The 17,846-nt window shown below is 67.2% G+C and carries 15 protein-coding genes and 3 pseudogenes; 12 read left to right on the forward strand and 6 right to left on the reverse strand.

What is annotated here, in order from left to right; translation table 11 throughout:
• Window positions 1-410 precede the first annotated feature (410 nt).
• Both ACRYCC_RS34765 and ACRYCC_RS34770 read left to right on the forward strand, forming a co-directional pair.
• Window positions 411-1,811 carry a beta-propeller fold lactonase family protein gene (locus ACRYCC_RS34765; protein ID WP_433818136.1) on the forward strand — a complete coding sequence of 467 codons (1,401 nt, stop codon included), beginning with the start codon at window positions 411-413 and terminating at the stop codon, window positions 1,809-1,811.
• 653 nt (window positions 1,812-2,464) lie between these two features.
• Entirely contained in the window at window positions 2,465-2,827 is a 363-nt protein-coding gene (locus ACRYCC_RS34770) for an STAS domain-containing protein (RefSeq protein ID WP_433818138.1), read from the forward strand.
• A gap of 511 nt (window positions 2,828-3,338) precedes the next feature.
• Here ACRYCC_RS34770 and ACRYCC_RS34775 read toward each other — a convergent pair.
• Both ACRYCC_RS34775 and ACRYCC_RS34780 read right to left on the reverse strand, forming a co-directional pair.
• Complete coding sequence (locus ACRYCC_RS34775; protein ID WP_433818140.1) at window positions 3,339-5,708, reverse strand: galactose oxidase early set domain-containing protein; 2,370 nt, start codon at window positions 5,706-5,708, stop codon at window positions 3,339-3,341.
• A gap of 427 nt (window positions 5,709-6,135) precedes the next feature.
• Window positions 6,136-7,077 carry a hypothetical protein gene (locus ACRYCC_RS34780; RefSeq protein WP_433818141.1) on the reverse strand — a complete coding sequence of 314 codons (942 nt, stop codon included), beginning with the start codon at window positions 7,075-7,077 and terminating at the stop codon, window positions 6,136-6,138.
• Between the two features lie 531 nt (window positions 7,078-7,608).
• Between ACRYCC_RS34780 and ACRYCC_RS34785 the strand changes: the two genes are divergently transcribed.
• Entirely contained in the window at window positions 7,609-7,899 is a 291-nt protein-coding gene (locus ACRYCC_RS34785; RefSeq protein WP_433818143.1) for a hypothetical protein, read from the forward strand.
• Here ACRYCC_RS34785 and ACRYCC_RS34790 read toward each other — a convergent pair.
• From ACRYCC_RS34790 to ACRYCC_RS34800, 3 genes are all read right to left on the reverse strand, one after another.
• On the reverse strand, window positions 7,879-8,496 hold the full coding sequence (locus tag ACRYCC_RS34790) for an NADPH-dependent F420 reductase (protein ID WP_433818144.1): 618 nt from the start codon (window positions 8,494-8,496) through the stop codon (window positions 7,879-7,881). The genes ACRYCC_RS34785 and ACRYCC_RS34790 overlap by 21 nt on opposite strands.
• A 104-nt stretch (window positions 8,497-8,600) precedes the next feature.
• The gene (locus ACRYCC_RS34795; RefSeq protein ID WP_433818145.1) at window positions 8,601-9,455 is read right to left on the reverse strand and encodes an LLM class flavin-dependent oxidoreductase; all 855 of its coding nucleotides are present in this window, start codon (window positions 9,453-9,455) and stop codon (window positions 8,601-8,603) included.
• Window positions 9,456-9,721: 266 nt separating this feature from the next.
• Window positions 9,722-10,456: an SDR family oxidoreductase gene (locus tag ACRYCC_RS34800; RefSeq protein ID WP_433818146.1), complete on the reverse strand. Its 735-nt coding sequence runs from the start codon at window positions 10,454-10,456 to the stop codon at window positions 9,722-9,724.
• Window positions 10,457-10,706: 250 nt separating this feature from the next.
• On the opposite strand from ACRYCC_RS34800, the gene ACRYCC_RS34805 reads away from it, so the two are divergent.
• The 5 genes and pseudogenes from ACRYCC_RS34805 to ACRYCC_RS34825 all read left to right on the forward strand — a co-directional run.
• A complete protein-coding gene (locus ACRYCC_RS34805) occupies window positions 10,707-11,174 on the forward strand; it encodes a MarR family winged helix-turn-helix transcriptional regulator (protein WP_433818147.1) in 468 nt (155 codons plus the stop codon).
• Window positions 11,175-11,222: 48 nt separating this feature from the next.
• A pseudogene (locus ACRYCC_RS34810) lies at window positions 11,223-11,405 on the forward strand (IS1634 family transposase); the annotation flags it as partial.
• Entirely contained in the window at window positions 11,379-12,269 is an 891-nt protein-coding gene (locus ACRYCC_RS34815) for a helix-turn-helix domain-containing protein (RefSeq protein WP_433818449.1), read from the forward strand. The pseudogene ACRYCC_RS34810 and the gene ACRYCC_RS34815, both read left to right, overlap by 27 nt.
• A gap of 63 nt (window positions 12,270-12,332) precedes the next feature.
• Entirely contained in the window at window positions 12,333-12,914 is a 582-nt protein-coding gene (locus ACRYCC_RS34820; RefSeq protein WP_433818148.1) for a dihydrofolate reductase family protein, read from the forward strand.
• Between the two features lie 50 nt (window positions 12,915-12,964).
• A pseudogene (locus ACRYCC_RS34825) lies at window positions 12,965-13,696 on the forward strand (transposase); the annotation flags it as partial.
• A 259-nt stretch (window positions 13,697-13,955) separates the two neighbouring features.
• On the opposite strand, the gene ACRYCC_RS34830 reads toward ACRYCC_RS34825, so the two are convergent.
• Window positions 13,956-14,525 carry a TetR/AcrR family transcriptional regulator gene (locus ACRYCC_RS34830; RefSeq protein ID WP_433818149.1) on the reverse strand — a complete coding sequence of 190 codons (570 nt, stop codon included), beginning with the start codon at window positions 14,523-14,525 and terminating at the stop codon, window positions 13,956-13,958.
• 81 nt (window positions 14,526-14,606) lie between these two features.
• On the opposite strand from ACRYCC_RS34830, the gene ACRYCC_RS34835 reads away from it, so the two are divergent.
• From ACRYCC_RS34835 to ACRYCC_RS34850, 4 genes and pseudogenes are all read left to right on the forward strand, one after another.
• Window positions 14,607-15,548 carry an alpha/beta fold hydrolase gene (locus tag ACRYCC_RS34835; protein ID WP_433818151.1) on the forward strand — a complete coding sequence of 314 codons (942 nt, stop codon included), beginning with the start codon at window positions 14,607-14,609 and terminating at the stop codon, window positions 15,546-15,548.
• A gap of 101 nt (window positions 15,549-15,649) precedes the next feature.
• Window positions 15,650-15,775, forward strand: coding sequence for a hypothetical protein (locus tag ACRYCC_RS34840; protein ID WP_433818153.1), 126 nt, complete (start codon window positions 15,650-15,652; stop codon window positions 15,773-15,775).
• 70 nt (window positions 15,776-15,845) lie between these two features.
• Window positions 15,846-17,492 (forward strand): annotated as a pseudogene (istA, locus tag ACRYCC_RS34845) (IS21 family transposase).
• Window positions 17,489-17,827 carry an ATP-binding protein gene (locus ACRYCC_RS34850; RefSeq protein ID WP_433818154.1) on the forward strand — a complete coding sequence of 113 codons (339 nt, stop codon included), beginning with the start codon at window positions 17,489-17,491 and terminating at the stop codon, window positions 17,825-17,827. Before istA ends, ACRYCC_RS34850 begins: the two are co-directional and overlap by 4 nt.
• The last annotated feature ends 19 nt before the right edge of the window (window positions 17,828-17,846 follow it).

The following is a 17,846-nucleotide window of genomic DNA, read 5'->3' on the forward strand; positions in this document are numbered from 1 at the left end:
GCTACGCGAAATCCCCCTGGGTAAGGAACTCTGACGCCCGGTGAAGAGGACACCGAGGCGTCAGCGAGCCGCCGGGCTTCGCCAGGTCGGCGTGCCACAACCGCGATCAGAGCGGACCTGTACGAACGGATCATCCAGCAGGAAGACCGCTCGTCAGCCTCCACAGCCCGCCGGACGAGGCGGATCAGATCCCCGGCCAGGACCGCACGGACTGACGCCGGGGCGACTCCGCGCGCAGCCGCCCCGGCCGTGTCCAGGCTCGATGGAACGGCTTGGAACGGCTTGGAACGCCTTCTCACCAAGAAGGTCCGGACGCCCAACGGGGACGACGTGCGACTCCGCCTCAGACCGGCCGTCCTCGTCGGCGCCGCGATGACCTCGAAGGAGATCGCAGTGTCGAAGGAGGATTCATGCTCGCACGACCGGCAAGGTTCATCGTTGCCGCATTGATGCTGTCCCTGCTGGCTCCGGCTGGTCCGGCGTTCGGCCAGGCCACCCGCCCACGAGTGCTGTACGTGACGAACCTCGGGTCCCCGGTGGTCGCCATGTTCACCGTCGATCGTCAGACCGGGGGCCTCACCCCGCTCGCCGATCCCGTACCGGCCGGCGCGGGGCCTCGCGGTGTGGTCGCCACACCCGACGGCCGATTCGTGTACGTGGCCGACACCGACTCAGGGCGGGTGCTGATCTACCGCGTGGCAGAGTCCGGGGCACTGACCGCGCTCGACGAGGTGCCGGCAGATGGCGACCCGTTCGGTCTCGCGATGGCGCCCAACGGGCGGACGCTGTACGCCGGGGCTCAGGGCACCAGCCGGGTGACACCCTTCTCCGTGGGCCGCGACGGCCGGCTGACCCGGCTGGCGTCCGTGCCATCCGGCGGCACCAACCCGCGCGGTGTCGCGGTGTCACCGGACGGCCGCTTCGTGTACGTCACCAACGGCCTACGCGACCCGGCCGTACCCGGCACGCTCTCGATCTTCGTGGTGACCGACGGCGGCGGACTCAAGCTCCTCAAGTCGATCGAGATCGGCCGGTTCGGCGCCGGCATCACCATCTCGCCCGACGGCATGCTCCTCTATGCCGAGAGCCAGGCGACCAACCAGATCCGCGGATACCGGCGGAGCACCGACGGCCTGCTGACCGAACTGCGAGGCTCGCCCTTCACCTCGCCCAACGACCCTGAGGGCATCATCATCACGCCCGACTCGGGGCACGTCTACGCAGCGGCCACCGGCCAGATGCCCGACGGCACCCCCGGCGGCCCCGGAAACGTACAGGCATTCAGAGTCCAGCCCACCGGCACCCTCGGCCCCGCCAGGCCGGTCGAGGCCGGAGCCCTGCCGACCGCTCTCGCCCTGTCACCCAGCGCCCGATTCCTCTACGCCGCCAATAGCGACTCCAGCGACATCACCGCCTACGCGATCGGCTCGGACGGCGCCCTTCGCCAACTCCCGGGCTCCCCCTTCGGGGGGCTTGACGAGCCCGGATTCCAAGCGATGGCGATGCTCCCCGACCAGGGCCCCACCGCTCGGTTCTCCTTCAGGCCCGGCGCGCCGGCCCGTTTCGACGCCACCGCCTCCGACGACCACGACGGCCGCGTGGCCCGCTACGACTGGGAGTTCGGCGACGGCACCGTCCTGCCGAACGGCGGCCCCACTCCGACCCACACCTACACCCGCCCGGGCACCTTCACGGTCAAACTCACCGTCACCGACGACGAGGGCTGCAGCGACCACCACATCTTCACCGGCCAATCCACCCTCTGCAACGGCTCACCCACCGCACGCACATCCCAAACAATCACCACCTGAGACTCGTACCGAAGCTCGCGGCGCACCACAAGCGGCGCTGCTCCGTCAGCGGGAGAGAAGGTGCGGCGGTGAGGAAGAACGACGAGCCCACCGCCGCACCATCTCGGCTGCCTGGGGGCGCCATGTGATCGCCTCGTGGGTCCTGGAGCGGTGCGGCCGCTTGGGCGCGTGCCGGCCGTCGCCCGCGCCGGAGGAGTGCTGGCAGGACTGGCTGATCGGCCTGGCCGGGCGGCTGCGGCGCGCGTTGCTGGCCCACCCGGACGGAGCCCGGATCATCGCGGCCTTCCAACTGTCCCTCAAGGTGGCCGCCATCTCAGAACTGGTTGAGCACGCTGGTCGGGCGGGGCGTTCCCTTGCGGCAGGCTCGCCTGATCGTGTTGGCGGTGTTGCGCTCCACCATCGGCTACGTCCTCTAGGAACAGGTCGGCCGCCCCGACGCGGAACCGGCCAGCCGTCAGCGGCCACCGCCTCCGCGACAGCCGTCTCCCCGAGCACTTCCGCAGCCGTCTCCAGTATCGGACCATTCGGGTCCAACGACCGGGTGGAACGGTACCGATGCCCGGGCCGCGGCGGGACCTTCGGCACTGGGGGCCCCCGAGCGCATGCGGAAGGTTGGGAGACCTGGGCAGCGGATGGGAAAGGAGAGCAGAACCGTGACGACAACACCGCAGGACGAGACCGAGCCGCAGGAGCACGCCGGGCTGGCGGAGTTCCGCCTGGACGGCGTCGCGCTGGCAGCGGTCGACGGGGAACTGGATCTGGCGACCGCGCCGCTGCTGGCTGAGCGGCTGCGTGGTCTGCTGGCGGCCGGCTGCACCCGGATCGTGCTGGACGTGGCGGGCGTGTCGTTCTGCGACTCCAGCGGCCTGAACGTCCTGCTGGACATCCAGCGGCGGGCCTCCCGCAGGGGCGGCTCCCTCACCCTGGTCGGTCTCAGGCCGAACCTGGCACGCGTTCTGGACGCCGTCGGGCTGACGGGACGATTCGACCCCGCCTCAGCGCAGAACACGACCTGACCTGCCGGACGAATGCGCTCGAATCCTTCGACGCCCGGACCCGCAAAACAGGTCGGACCCGCTTCCCGACCGCGGCAGCGGCGCTCCATTACGTCTACACGGCGCCGACGAGTCTGGACCCGCCCGGGAAGGGCCGCAAACGCTGGACCATGCGCTGGAGGGCGGCACCGAACGCCTTCCCAGCGGCCCACTGACCAGCCCGGCAATCAGGATCAGCCGTTGAATGGACGGTCCTTCGGCACCGTAGGAACACCGCCCTTGGACGCCGGTTTAGGGTCGGATATGGCCCCGAGGCGAGGAGTGCGGCATGGCTGAGGAGCAGATGCCGGGGTGTGCCGCTCGAAAACTCGATTTGGTGGCGTGACCTGGGGTTCCGCTGCGGTTATTCGCCGGGGCTGAGACCATCTCGTGGTGCTGCTGTCGCCGACCGATCGAGCTCGCGGTCGCGCTGCGAGAGTCGCCTCCTCAGCTCGAACGCCCGGCTCCGGCGCTCCACGATTCGCCTCCATCGTCACCGCAGTGGTGAGACGCCTACGAACACGCCCTCCGAGGGGACGTTGCGCTTCGTGCAGGCGAACAGCAGGTAGTAGCCGGGGATCAAGATGTCGGAGGAGGGCGCGACAGCTGTGAGGGCATCGCCTTCGTGCACTGGCTTCAGTCCAAGAAATCGCTGGTCGGGGTTGAATGAATGCGTGCTGCTGCCACAACGCACCAGGGCCAGCCGCGTGACTTCTTCCTTCGACTTCACTCTTACGGTGAAGCGCTCACCGGCGTGCACGGTATCCGGAGCAGCCGTGATCAGGGGGCGTTCGGCACAAACGTACCAAGGCTCGTAGATCTCCATTTCCAACCTCCTCACCGCTTCCGGACCAGGCAAAGCATTCCGGTTGGAACCGGCGGTCCAGACCCTCCCATCCGGCATCAGGAGAGCGGTGGAGTGGTAGTTCCTGACTATCGTCGATGGCGCCAGTCTCCTCGTCGACCATGCCCAGGTTCCACTCGCGCGGCTGAGCAGCTCAGGATCATGAACTGCCGTGTCATCGTCGTCGGACTTCTCGACACCGCCGACCAGGATGACCTCGCACGACGGCAGTATCACGGCGTTCAGATTGATGCGTTGGCGGCCGTTCAGGTGCGGTGCCCGTGGCATCAGCTCCCGCCACTGCGGGTCGTCGAAAGGCGTACGGGGCGTTCCAAGGTCAATGATGAAGGCGGCGGTGTCTCCTGCGAGCACCACTCGCATCCGGAATTCCTCTTCCTCCAGCATCGGTAGCACTACGGCACAGGAGTTGTACCAATCGTAGAGACCCCACCCGCCAGGCGGGACGTCGGCGACATCCTGCCAGGCGGCGCCGCCGCCCGGTGTCCAGCGACCGCTCTTGCCGCTGAGCATCGGGGTCGCGCTGAAGACGTCGCCTCCGGGCGCTGCGAATATCCGGGGATACAGATAGCCGGAAGTGAGGGAAATGATCGACGGGGAGGCGCCGGCGAACTGCCAGTCGGGTTCCAGGTAGAGTTCGAGATCATTGTTGTTGTGCCAGCTATCGGAAAATGACGGATGACCTGATAGCGCGAGTACCCGTCCATCACGAATCGTCGACAGTGTCGGATACCAACGTCCTCTGTGCATGGAATGTGTCTTCGACCAATACTTTGCACCCGAAGTCGGCGCCGGGTTGAAGATCCATGCATCGGGCAATCCCGGAAAATGGTCGGGATGCGGAGCCGTTGGGTCGGGCGGTTGTAGCCACTTTTCAGTGCCGCCCGCCACGAGCAGTCGTCCGTCTGGGAGGAAGGCGTGTCCTGAGCAGAAGACGTCCGTGGTGGGTGCGTCGATCTTCTCCAGCTCCAATGTCGCACAGTCGAACAGCTGGCAGTGGTCCAGATCCTGAGGGCGGGCCTGGTGCTGTTCTCGGCTGTGCTGGTTGCCGCTGAAAATCACGATCTTGCCGGTGTGCGCGAGCGCGGCGTGAATCGCGAATGCCCGGGCCGGCAAGTCGTCACCGTTACCGTCTTCGACCACGAACCAGCGGCCCCTCCTGGCGGCGGCCGCGAAGTAAGGGCGCGACATGTCGCTGACGATTCCGCAGAGTTCCTGGCGCGCCCGAATCGCAGCCGGTAGTGGTACGTCGATGTCGACGGGCAACGAGCCCCCTGGCGCCTCCCACCGGCCGATCTCGGTCGTATCGCTGTACAGCCGGACCGTCGCACCCGGCTTCAGCCGCGAGACGGTGACCTGCCGGGGACCGGCGCACAGCGGGCCGTCGATGCGCGGGCGTTTGAGCGCCGTCAACGGGGTCACCGTCACCGTGTTCTGCGCGGACGTGTCCAATTTGCAGTCCGGCATCGACTGTTCGGCTGAAATCTCCTCTCCCGCTTGCAGGGGGCCGGACAGCACCCCACCGTGGTTGAGCGGCATCGCGTCATTGTAGATCGTGTGACCATTTCGCATGATTCTGACCACCGCGCCCGGCACAGTGTCGTGCACACTGATCGTATTCTGGCACTCCTCCAGCGGCTCATCGATGGCGGGCGGAGACAGCGTTCTCGGCGGAGCAAGCGGTAGCGGGCTCGTCGTCACTTTCGACGCGGTGGATCCGCAGACGATCTGAGAAACCTTGAGGGGCCGTCCGCCGAGGATTCGCTTTCCCGGGTCCAACCTCACAATCGCAAGGTCACCGACCGCCGTGCCGTGGCCGAGAAGCTGGCTGTTCTGGCGGACTTCTATCCGGGCGCCAGGACTGCACGTGGTGAGCATGATGCTCTGCCCGCAAATGTAGAGCGGCGACGCGAACTGCACCAGACCATTCGCCACGGCCTCGACGAGCTGCCCTTTAGGTGAGGGACCACTTGTCTCCGAACCGACGCGTTGCGTCGCCACGAGACGCTGTCCCTGAACGAGCCGGGTGCGGTCAATGGGAATGTACGTGTCGGCCCGGTCGACCTGGACGTCACCTATGGGCGTAGGATCTCCCTGGATGTAAATCTGGACTTGCGAGTCAGAGAATTGGCCCTGCACTCGTACCATTTCGCTGCAGGTTGTGACGGGACTGACGATAGCCGGTGCTCCCAGTGGCATCTCATGAGCCTCCAGATTTCATCATCCAGGCACGCTTTCCGGCATTATCTCCTTCACCTATCAGGCCGAACCTCAAGTGCACGCAAACTCGCGGATCGTCAGCCTGGATCTGGTGACCGCCCGGCCGACCGCCCCTATGCCCGCCGGCACATCGCCCCACGTGTTCCTGGCTGGGCGTGTCCTCCCACAGCACCTCGTTCAGCGCCTGGCTGATCGAGAGCCCGGAGCGTCAGGTGTCCGGCTGGTCCGGCGCGGCCGGCTTCCCGGGCCAGGTGGGCTTCAAGAACAGGGTGGGCAGGCGCGAGGGGTCCGTCTGCCACACCTCGGTCGGCCGGATGCCCGCGGGCCAATCCCGGCGGCGCCGGGGCTTGACCGTGGGCAGTCCCTCCCCCGGGCCCTCCAGCGCGAGGAACGCCAGGCCCTGCTTCAGGACGGCCCGCGGTCCCGGGGCGAGGTAGGACGCCCAGGCCGGTGCGGTCGTCTGGCCGCGCATCCGGCAGTAGCAGGCCAGGGCGTACCCGAACTCGCGCTCCCTGAGGTAACCGAGCCGAAAGTAGCCGTCGCTGCCCGCGCCGTTGAGTGTCCGCTCGTCCAGATAGCCGAGGGGCTGGATCGACCACGAGCGGGCGGCCTTCGCGTAGCTCATCGCGGCGTTGGTGGTGAAGATGCCGAGCCCGAGGTAGACCGTGACGAGATCGGTGAGCCGTTCGTGGTCGCCGCGCCGGGAGACGCGGTTCTCGCCCAGCAGCCGGACGTGACCGAGTTCGTGCGCGATGATGGCCGTCAGGTAGGCGGGATCGGCCGCCTGGTCCCGGTCGAGACTGATCACCGCGCGGCCGTTGCGCCGTGTGTAGTGACCCACCGTACGAACGCCCGAGGCGCGGCCCTTCTCGGCCCCGTCGAACAACTCCACGATGAGGCCGGCGGGATCGACCGACATGAGGTCGCACACCCGAGCGGTCAGTTCCTTGATCTGTGCCAGCGTCCCGGTGTAGGAGGCGGGGAAGAAGTCCTGTGTGGGCAGCGCGATGTCGCCGAGCTCCGCGGGGCCTCCGAACTGCTCGGCGCACCAGTGCATCCGGGTCTCTATCCAGCTCTGCTGCTCGAACTCGACCGGGCATTCGGTGCTCGGCAACCAGGGCGGCACGTCCGTCTCGTGCTCCTCCTCCATGGAGCCTCCATAGATCGCCGCTGCCGGAGATCAGCGGTCATCATATGGACGAGGGCCGGGCCCGGACTGGTTCCACCCAATCCCGGTCAGAGTCCCGAGCAGCGGGCCGACAGCGAGGTCCGTAGAAGGCATTCGCGCCGATACCGATCATGGCGACGAGCCGTCCACTCTCGATGCTGCCCCGAAGGATCGTGGCTTCGGCACCTCCACGGAAGAGAACACCGTGCAGAGCGACCGCCGCGCCTCTATCCGTCGGCCACATCCACCGCGAACCTGGCGGCGTTGGTGAACAACGGCGCGGCAGGTCGCGTAGCGGAATCAGAGTTTTCGAGCCCCCCAGGCTCGACGAGCAAGCCGCCATCACCGCGGCACGGCTGCGGAGCACGCGTGGCTGAGCCTGAACGACGCTATCCGGACGCCCGCGGTCCGTATCTTCGTCTGCCTACTCAAACAGGGCACCCATCCCCGCCGCCGCGTGGCCTTGCCCGGCCACCGGGCACCGGCGAACACGGCACTGTCGCAGGAGAGGATGTGCGCCGGTTCTGGACGGCGTACGCGGTCAGCGCGCTGGGCAGCGGCATTGGCGCGGGCGCCCTTCCCCTGGTGGCCATCGTCGTGCTGCACGCCTCGGACTGGCAGGTGTCCCTGCTCGCGGTGCTGGGCGGCCTCGCCGGCGTCGCGGTCGCCGTCCCGCTGGGGCCGTTCATCGAGTTCCACCACAAACGCCCGGTCATGTTGTTATGTGGCCCCTCTGGGTCTGGGCGGCAGGACAAGTCGCCGGCCCAGACCCAGAGGAGATCTTCAGTGGACTTCGGCGCCTAGGGCGAGGTTGAAGCCGGCGCCGTTTCGCGCCAGCCCCATCAGCAGGATGCCGGTCCATTCAAGGACCGAGGCCATCTGGAGTCCGCCCGCGTCGAGGGGCCGCAAGTCGATGCTCTGCAGAAACGCGGCGACTTGTGCCTTCGCCTCGGTGCTATCGCCTGCGAGGAACGCGTCGAGCGGTTTGTCTTGAGCGAGGACGTGGCCGAAGATCGTATTCAGCGCTTTCACGACGGATGTGTCCTCGGGAGCGGCAGCGGCGATCTCCTGGGCCGCCGAGTTGCCTGGGGTAGTCACGAGTCCGCTGGCGTCGGCGTTGAACGGGTTGGAGATGTCAACGAGTATCTTGCCGGCGAGTGACTCACCGTAGTTCGCGACCGCGGAAACCGTGTCGCTGTATGGGATGGCCACGATGACGATGTCACCGAGCGGTGTTGCGCCGAATGTTGCGCCGGTGGCTCCGTTGCCGATCTGGTCAGCGAGTGCCTGAGCCTTGGCGATGTTGCGGCTAATTACCTCGATGGTGTGACCGTGCTGGGCCGCTCGGGTGCCGATGGCGGTGGCCATGTTGCCCGAGCCGATGATGCTGATGGTGGTCATGGTGCGTGTTCCTCCGTCGTGTCTGGGTCGGTCGGCTGAGATGGTTTGGTCGCCGTGATGGGTTGCACCAAGAGCGTTGGCCGCAGGTGCGACTACCACGCGCGTTATTTACGCCCGCGGGCGACGTGATCGCGTACGGCAGGGATCGTTTCGGCGGCGAAGCGTTGGAGTATGTCCGGGTCGTCGCTGGCCAGGATGAAGATGCTGACGCCGTCCTCGAGGGTCATCTGGGCTAGTGCTTCCGCGGTCTGCTGGCCCGGGAAGATGTTGAGCAGACGGGTGATGTCGCGGGGGTCGCGGCCTGCGGCTCGTGCGGCGTCGTCGATGATGGCGTTTCCTTTGGGCAGGCCGCCAGGTTCCATGACGGGCAGCGACGGCAGCCAGCCGTCGGCCTTGCGTCCGACCAGGTCCTGCATCTTCGGCTTGTGGGCGCCGAGCCAGATCGGGATGTTGTGTGCGGGGGCGGGGCCGCGCTCGGCGCCGCGGACCTTGTAGAACTCGCCCTCGACATTGAGGGTCCCGGGCCCGTCGGCGTCCCAGATCCCGCGGATTACGTCGATTGCCTCGCCCAGGGCCGTCAGGCCCTGCATTGGGGTGAGCCGCCGTCCGCCGATTGCCTGCACGGCGTCCCAGAAGAAGCCAGCGCCGAGCCCGAGGCTCGTTCGTCCACCGGAGAGCAGGTCGAGGCTGGCTGTCGCGCGGGCGAGCACGGCGGGGGGCTGGCGCAGCGGCAGGTTCAGCACGTTGCCGGACAGGCCGATGCGCTCGGTCCGCGCGGCCACCCAGCTCAGCAGAGTCCAGGTGTCGAGGAAGTCGGCCTTGTAGGGATGATCTTGGAAGGTGACGAAGTCGAAACCGAGCCGCTCACTGAGCTGCGCCAATTCGACTGGACGGTGCGCTGGGGAGTTGGCGGGCGAGATGAACGTGGCGAAACGCAGAGGATGACCATAGTCAGGCATCGGTGTCTCCTTCAGTCATTCGTGTGCGGCCAGCCACGACCAAACGTCGTCGCCGACCTGGGTTCGGCGTGCCCGGGGTGACGGTGCCGGGTCTGGGTTCGGCGTGCCCGGGGTGACGGTGCCGGGTGAGGCACGGCACTTGAACTCGAGGTTGTTCCCGGCTGGGTCGCGGACGAAGACCGCGTAATAGTCCGGCCCATACTCTGACCACAGCCGAGGCTCGCGGAGGACCTCGATGCCGAGCGCCGCGGCGAACTCGCTTGGCGTTAGATCTGGCTGAACCCGCCGTCGACGACCAGGTTCGCGCCGGTGACGAAGCTGGCGTCCGCCGAGGCGAAAAACAGCGCAGCGGACGCAATCTCCTCGCTGGCCCCGAGCCGTCCTAGCGGTATGGCGGAGGTGATCTGCTCCCGAAATTCGGGGCCGACGGTGCTGAAGAGCGCGGTGTCGATCGAGCCGGGACTGACGACGTTGACCCGGATGCCGCGGTCCTTCAGCTCGGCGGCCCAGGTGCGCGCGAGTGAGCGAACGGCCGCCTTGCTCGCCGAGTACACCCCGGCACCGGGGATGCCCTTGGTCGCGCTGGTCGTGCCGTTCAGGATGATCGACGCGCCGTCGCTCATCAACGGCAGCAGGTACTGAACGGTGAACACAGTGCCTCGGAAGTTGACACCCACGAGCGCGTCGAACGTATCCGGGGTGATGCTGCCCAGCGGGTCGGACACCGAGGCGAGGCCAGCGCTGGCGAACAGGACGTCGACTCGTTCTTGCTGCTCCCGCACGGTCTCGGCCAAGCGGGCCAGGTCGTGCAGACTTCCTGAGTCCGCCTGCACGCCCGTGACGTTGTGGCCGATGGCGGCGACCGCCTCGTCCAGTCTGGCCTTGTCTCGTCCGGTGATGAACACGTGGGCGCCTTCGGCGACGAACAACTTGGCCGTCGCTAGCGCCATCCCGGACGTCGCTCCAGTGATCACTGCGACCTTGCCATCCAGTTTGGGCATGGTGACCGTTGCCTTTCTGTCGGCCGCACGGCCGATCGGTGTGCGAGGCCACCGTCTTCGAGGCATCCGCGTTGAGGGCGGATGACCTTCGTGAGACAAAGCGGACCTCGGAGGTACGTAACGCCGGCGGGTTGACGCCGGTCCTGGCAGAACTCTGCGAACGAGGCTGATCTCCCCTTCCGCAATTACGTACCCACCGTAGCAGATGCGTGCGCGCGCATCTAGATGGGAGGGCATCCAGTCTTGAGGTATGCTGCTTGGTGTGAAGGCACCCGTGTCACAGCCGCAGATCATTTCCCCGGACCAGGTCAAGGGCTGGTTTGCCCTACTGTTTACTCACGCCACGGTCACCGGGCGGATCGACGCTGTGCTGACGGAACAGCACAAGATCTCCTTCAGCTCCGTCGAGATCCTGTGCTGGCTCCTGGAAACCGAGCCTCAGTCGGTCCGAGCCCTGGCCGGCAAACTTGTCAGCGTCAGCCCTACCAGAGCATCACGGCTGGTCCAGGACCTCATCGACGCCGGACACCTCCAGCGCAACGCCGACCAAGGCGACGGACGGGTATCGCTCATCAGTTTCACCAAGAGCGGACGGCACTTCGCCGAGACAATCAGGCGAACGTTCGAAGGATCAGTGAAGAAATATTTCGTCGATCCCCTCGATGACGATGACATCGCCGCCATCACCCGGATATGGGCCAAGCTCGAAAAGCAGTAGGCGGCAGCTGAGGAACTGCGACTTGACCTGATCGCTGTACGTCTCCCGGTAATCATCGGCCTGGCGGTGACCCGGGAGGGCATCCCGGTCCGCTGCTGGTGCTGGCCGGGCAACAGCAACGACCAGTCGGTGCTGGCCGAGGTGAAGGACGACCTGCGCGGCTGGAGGCTCGGCCGGGTCCCGTCAGGGATCGGCGCCGGCTCGATGCTGGCGGCGGCGCGTGATGCCGGATGGGCCGTCGGCAATGATGTCGGCGTGGAGTATGTATCCAGGGTGCCCGGTCCGCCGCTGGACGGGCTGATCGACGACCTCTACTACCTGGAGGGCGCCCCGCCGTACTCCCGGTTGATGCTGCCGGCGGCGCCCGCGCCATTGCTCATAGTCAACCTCGGGGCGCCGTTTCTCATCCGCGCAGGCACCGACGTAGACGCCGTGGAGTACGCCGACGGCTGCGCGGTCACCACGCCCACGCGTGCGTGGGAGTTCAGCTACCCAACCCCGACCCGGTCCGTGGGCGTCCACTTCAGGCCGTGGGGGCTGGCGCCGTTCCTTCCGATGCCCGCGGCCGAGTTGTGCGACCGACCTGCGACGGTGGAGCAGATCTGGGGACAGCCCGCTATCGCTGAATTGCGACACCGACTGACCTTGGCGGACGCACCGCACGAAATGCTGATGTTGCTCGAGGAGGAACTGGTGCGACGGCTGCGGGTGATCGACGGTCTTGACCTGGTCCGCCGAATGAGCAGCGCCGTCGCGGCGACAGGCGGGACAGTGCCGATCAGCGACATCGGTGTGGCGGCCCGCGCCAGCAGCACGTATTTGGCGAAGCGGTTCAAGGCCGTAGTCGGTGTCACGCCAAAACGGCTGGCTCGCAGCTACCGCTTCAGCTCCGCCGTGTTGGCGCTCGACGTCGCTGCACCGATCGACTGGGGAGACGTTGCCGCTGGCGCGGGCTACTTCGACCAGGCCCACTTCGTGCGCGAGTTCCGGGAGTTCACCGGGCTCACGCCGACCCGGTACGCCGAAGTCCGGCGGCGATTCCTGCGCGATCATCCCGACCACGTCCTGGACGGCTGGCCGCTCCCGGCCGATTGATTTCGTACAAGAGCGACAGCTCACGCCGCACAAGACTTGGGACTCCAAACAGAGGAGGAATCCATGGGGAAAGTGGTCATGAACGCATCGGTTTCGGTGGATGGTTACATCGCGGCTGAGAACGACGATCCAGGTCCGATCTTCGAGTGGCTGGTCAGCGGTGACGTGCCGTTGGACGACAGTGGCGTTCTGAAGGTGTCGCAGGCCTCGTTCGACTACGTCCGGCCGTACTGGGACGAGGTCGGGGTGACCATTGCCGGCCGTCACGCCTTCGACATCACCGACGGCTGGGATGGGACGCCTCCGAGTGGGATCGACCATGTGGTCGTGGTGAGTCACCGTGGTGCGCCCGAGGGCTGGGACCTCCAGGCGCCGTTCCACTTTGTCGACGGCATCGAGGCGGCCGTGGCCAAGGCGCGGGAGCTTGCGGGTGACCGCACTGTCGAGTTCGCTGCTGGCGACGTCGGCGGCCAGGCGCTCGCCGCAGGTTGGGTCGACGAGGTACGTATGGACGTCGCACCCGTCGTGCTCGGGTCCGGTAAGCGTTACTTCGGCTCCGTCGACGCGCAGCACCTGCTGGAAGGCCCAGACATAGTTGTCCAGGGCAACCGGGTGCTTCACCTGCGCTATCGAGTGCGCCGTTGACCGATCTGAGTGGGTACGCGAAGAAGACCGCTGCGACGGTGACACGAGATCGGGCGTCCGTGACCCGGGAGCTGGCCCACGAGCCGCTGGGCTGGCGGCCGACGACGCTCGTGGTGACCGTGCGGCGCTACCGGTGTACCGGTTGCGGTCACGTGTGGCGCCAGGACACCAGCCTCGCAGCTGAGCCGCGAGCGAAGCTGTCGCGTCGCGGGCTGCGGTGGGCACTCGAGGCGATCGGGGTAGACGAGCACGTGTGGCGCCACACCCGCCGCGGCGACAAGTTCGTCACCGTGATCATCGATCTCACCGCCGTCCGTGATGGCACCGGTCCCGCCCGGCTGCTCGACATGGTTGAGGGTCGCTCCAAGCAGGCTTTCAAGTCCTGGCTCGCCGACCGCGACGAGGCTTGGCGCGACGCCGTGGACGTGGTCGCGATGGACGGGTTCACCGGCTTCAAGACCGCCACCGCCGAAGAGCTCCCCGACGCGACAGCGGTCATGGATCCCTTCCACGTCGTGCGCCTGGCCGGCGATGCGCTGGATCGGTGCCGCCGCCGGGTCCAGTTGGCGATCCACGGCCACCGCGGCATGAAGAACGACCCCCTCTACTCCGCGCGCAGGACCCTGCACACAGGTGCCGGGCTGCTCACCGACAAGCAGGCCGCTCGGCTCACCGCGCTGTTCGCCGACGACGCGCATGTCGAAGTCGAGGCGACCTGGGGCATCTACCAGCGAATGATCGCCGCCTACCGACACGAGGACCGGCGCCGTGGCCGCGAGTTGGCTACCGCTCCTACATGGCGATCGCCGAATGGATCGACGACGTCCCAGCCGCGACCATGCTCGCCTTGGGTATCAACCCTGATCGCAGGCCGTCCGAGACGATGATCCGCCGCCTGCTGCAAGCACTCGATCCTGACCTACTGACCGAGGCGATCGGTGACCGGCACACCGGCCGGGCCACGACCACAGAGGAGTCGGCCACGAGACAAGCGATCGCGGTCGACGGCAAGACCCGCACTACTCAAGGTAGTGGATGCGGTCACCCGGGGATACGGGCGGCGGCTGCGGCGACGGTTGCCAGGTCTTCGCTCGAGAAGCCGGCGCGACTCAGCACCGCCAGGGATTTGTTCGTTGCCAGCGTGCACAACGCCAGCTCTGCCGCCTCCTGCTCATCGGCCCCCGCCGCCAGCAACGCCTGCTCCAGCATCGCCCGCAAACCGTCGATCATGGCGCGGACCATCGCCCGGCCCTCCGCGTCGAGGGCCGGGAACTGCGTTGCCGACACCGTGAGCAGGCAGCCATCCGGGACCGTCGGGTCGGCGATGCGGTTCAGGGTGACCTGCAGGTAGGCGGCCACAACGGCGCTCGGGCTCGGGTGAGGGCCGGACAGTGCCTGGTCGTACAGCGGGTGGTAGGTCTGCGCGTACCGTTGGAGGCTTTCCCGGAAGAGGGTGCTCTTGTCGCCGAAGGTGCCGTAGAGCGAGCTCCGGCCCAGGCCTGTGCCCTCGGTCAGGCGGTCGATCGAGGCCTCCGAATAGCCCCAGCGCCAGAAGACGTGCATCGCGCGTCGCAGCGCCTCGTCCACGTCGAATTGCTTGCGGCCCGCCATGGTTCGTCAGCCTACACATCTTGCACCGATCGTTTCAAGATGTGTATGGTCGCCGGCATGACAAGTTGCACTGATCGTTCCATGATGAGTACGGCCGACGGCACGACAAGCTTGAGTTCGCTGCGGCTGCCCGACGGGTTCACCGACGTCTTCACTAGCCGGCTCGTGGAGCTGAACGGGCTGCGGCTGCACGCGGTCACCGGCGGGGACGGCCCGCCGCTGCTGCTGGTCGGCGGGTGGCCACAGACCTGGTACGCCTGGCGGGAAGTGATGCCCGCGCTCGCCCGCGAGCACACCGTCGTCGCCGTCGACTCGCGCGGGGCCGGGCTCTCCGACAAGCCCGACGACGGTTACGACGCCGGCACGCTGGCCGCCGATCTGGTCGCTCTGATGGCCGCGCTCGGGCACGACCGGTTCGACGTGGTGGGCCACGACATCGGCATGTGGACCGGATACGCCCTCGCTGCTGATCACCCCGAGCGGGTGGGCCGGCTCGCCGTCGTCGACGCCATTATCCCCGGTCTCACGCCGACCCCGTCGGTCTTCAGCCCGGCCGCGGTCAACCAGCGGCTCTGGCACTTCGGCTTCAACCGGCTCACCGACCTCAACGAGGAGCTGGTCCGGGGGCGGGAGCGGCTCTTCTTCGGCCACCAGTTCGCCAAGAAGGCAGCCACCCCGGACGCGATCCCCGCGTACGCCGTCGACGTCTACGTCGATGCGATCGTCGCGGATCCTCGCGGGCTGCGGGCGAGCTTCGCGTACTACCGGGCGCTGGACGAGACGATCGCGCAGAACGAGCGGCGCAAGAAGACCCGGCTGACGCTGCCGGTGCTCGCCATCGGCGGCGCGCGGTACAGCGGCGCGATGGTCGCCGAGACGATGCGGCTGGCGGCCGACGATGTCACCGGGGTGGTCCTCGACGATTGCGGCCATTACGTGGCCGAGGAGCAGCCGGCGCGGTTTACCGAGATCCTGCAGGACTTCCTCGGTGGCAAACCGATAGCAGGCGTGCCGCACGGCTGACCCATTCCTGGCGGAGGATCGCGGCGTTGCTCTGCGCGGGCGCCGCCGTGGCGGGGTCCCCCCCGGCCTGGGCGACGGCCGCCATCCCACCGTCCAAAGTCATGGCCGCTCTGCGCAACGCCGCCATCGGCGCGTTACACACCGCCGGAATCACCACGATCGCCGCCGGCACCCGACATCACGCCCGCGACAGCCGCCGCCCACTGGCCCTCCTCGGCATCACCTAACGACTTTGCCGGGGCCCTGCTGACCAACCCGGCCAACGTTCATGGACAGAGCACTAGCCGAGGAGGCGCCGTGGCATCGCAGGCCGAGAAGGTCGCGTTGTATGCGGCGATCCGCCGTGATTCGGCGACGGGGATGTCGGGGCGGGCACTGGAGCACAAGTACGGGGTGACGCGGCGGACGGTGGCTAAGGCGTTGGCGTCGGTGTGGCCGCAGCCGCGTAAGAAGATGGCGCCGCGGGAGACCCGGCTTGATCCTTATAAGCGGCTGGTTGACCAGATGCTGCGGGCGGATCTGGATGCGCCGCGTAAGCAGCGGCACACCGTCAAACGGATCTTCGACCGGCTGGTCGATGAGCACGACGCGGCACAGGTGACGTATCGGATGGTCCGTGTCTATGTCGCTGAGCGGCGTGGCGAGATCCGGACTGAGGCTGGCCGCGGGCCGCCGAAGGCGTTCGTGCCGCAGTCCCACCAGCCTGGCGTGGAGGCGGAGGTCGACTTCGGGGACGTGACCGTCCGGCTTGCTGGTCAGCAGGTCAAGCTGGTTCTGTTCGCGTTGCGGATGTCGTATTCGGGTAAGTCCGTGCACCAGATCTTCGCCTCCGGCGGCCAGGAGGCGTTCTTCGAGGGCCACGTGCGCGCCTTCAGGATGCTGGGCGGCGTGCCTCTCGGCAAGGTCCGTTATGACAATCTCAAAGCCGCCGTCGCCCAGGTGCTGGGGTTCTCTCGGGCCCGGGTGGAGACGGCGCGATGGACGGCGTTTCATTCCTTCTACGATTTCGAGCCGTTCTATTGCCAGCCGGGCATCGAGGGCGCGCATGAGAAAGGCGGGGTGGAAGGCGACATCGGCTGGTTCCGCCGCAATCACCTGGTGCCGATCCCGAGGTCAGCTCGCTGGCCGAGCTGAATGCCATGGTCGATAAGTGGGACGTCGCGGATGAGACCCGCCGGATCGGGAGCCGGCCACGCACCATCGGTGAGCACTTCGCGATCGAGCAGCCCCTGCTCAAACCGATGCCGGAGGAGGTCTTCGAGACCGGCCTGGTGATGTCCCTGCGCGTTGATCGCTATGCGCAGGTCAGCGTGCGCACCGATCGCTATTCGGTGCCGGCTCGGTTGATCGGCCGCAAGGTCCGGGTCATGCTGCACGCCTCCGAACTGATCGTCTACGACGGACAAGAGGAGGTCGCCCGGCATGAGCGGCTACTGGCCAAGGGCGGATCCCGGCTGGAGTTGGACCACTACCTGGAAGTGCTGGTCCGCTAGCCCGGTGCGCTGCCGGGGGCGACCGCCTTGGAGCAGGCCCGCGCGGCCGGCAAGTTCACCCCGGTGCACGACAGCTGGTGGGCGGCGGCTGCAATGCCCACGGTGACCGCGACGGCACCCGGGCACTGATCGAGGTGCTGTTGCTGGGCCGGCACATGAACCACGAACATCTCGTCGCCGGGCTGGCCGTCGCGTTGCGGGCCGGTGCGCTCACCGCTGATGCCGTGCCCCTGGAAGCCGCAAAGCAGCAGAAGCCGACCGGCCCGAACCCGCCGAACCGTTCGAGAACCTGTTGGAGCCCGGCACCGCGACGGTGACCTTCCTGACCGAACGACAGATGGCTCACCTGCCACCCGATAACCGGCCGTTGCCATCAGTGGCGGTCTATGACCAACTGCTGCGACGCCCTCGCCCCGGTGCTAAGCGTCCGGCTGAGGGAGAGTCTCCATGACCGTCCAACGCCACCGTGGGCTGACCGAACAAGCCGCCCAGGCCGCCGTCGACCAGGCCTGCCGGATGCTGCGGCTGCCCACTATCCGCGGCCAGTTCCCCGAGCTCGCTGAGGCCGCCGCCCGCGAACAGATGTCCTATCTCGGGTTCTTGGCCGAGCTGTTGATGGCCGAATGCGACGACCGCGCCCGCCGCCGCTCCGAACGCCGGATCAAAGCCGCCGCGTTCCCTCGGGAGAAGTCGCTACGTGCGTTCGACTACGACGCCAACCCCAACATCGATCCCGCTGTCATTCACACCCTGGCGACCTGCGAATGGGTGACTAAGAGCTCCTAACAGAATGATCACTTCGGGT

Source organism: Actinomadura scrupuli (genome assembly GCF_050971785.1).
In the GTDB taxonomy this organism is placed as follows: Bacteria; Actinomycetota; Actinomycetes; order Streptosporangiales; family Streptosporangiaceae; genus Actinomadura_E; species Actinomadura_E scrupuli.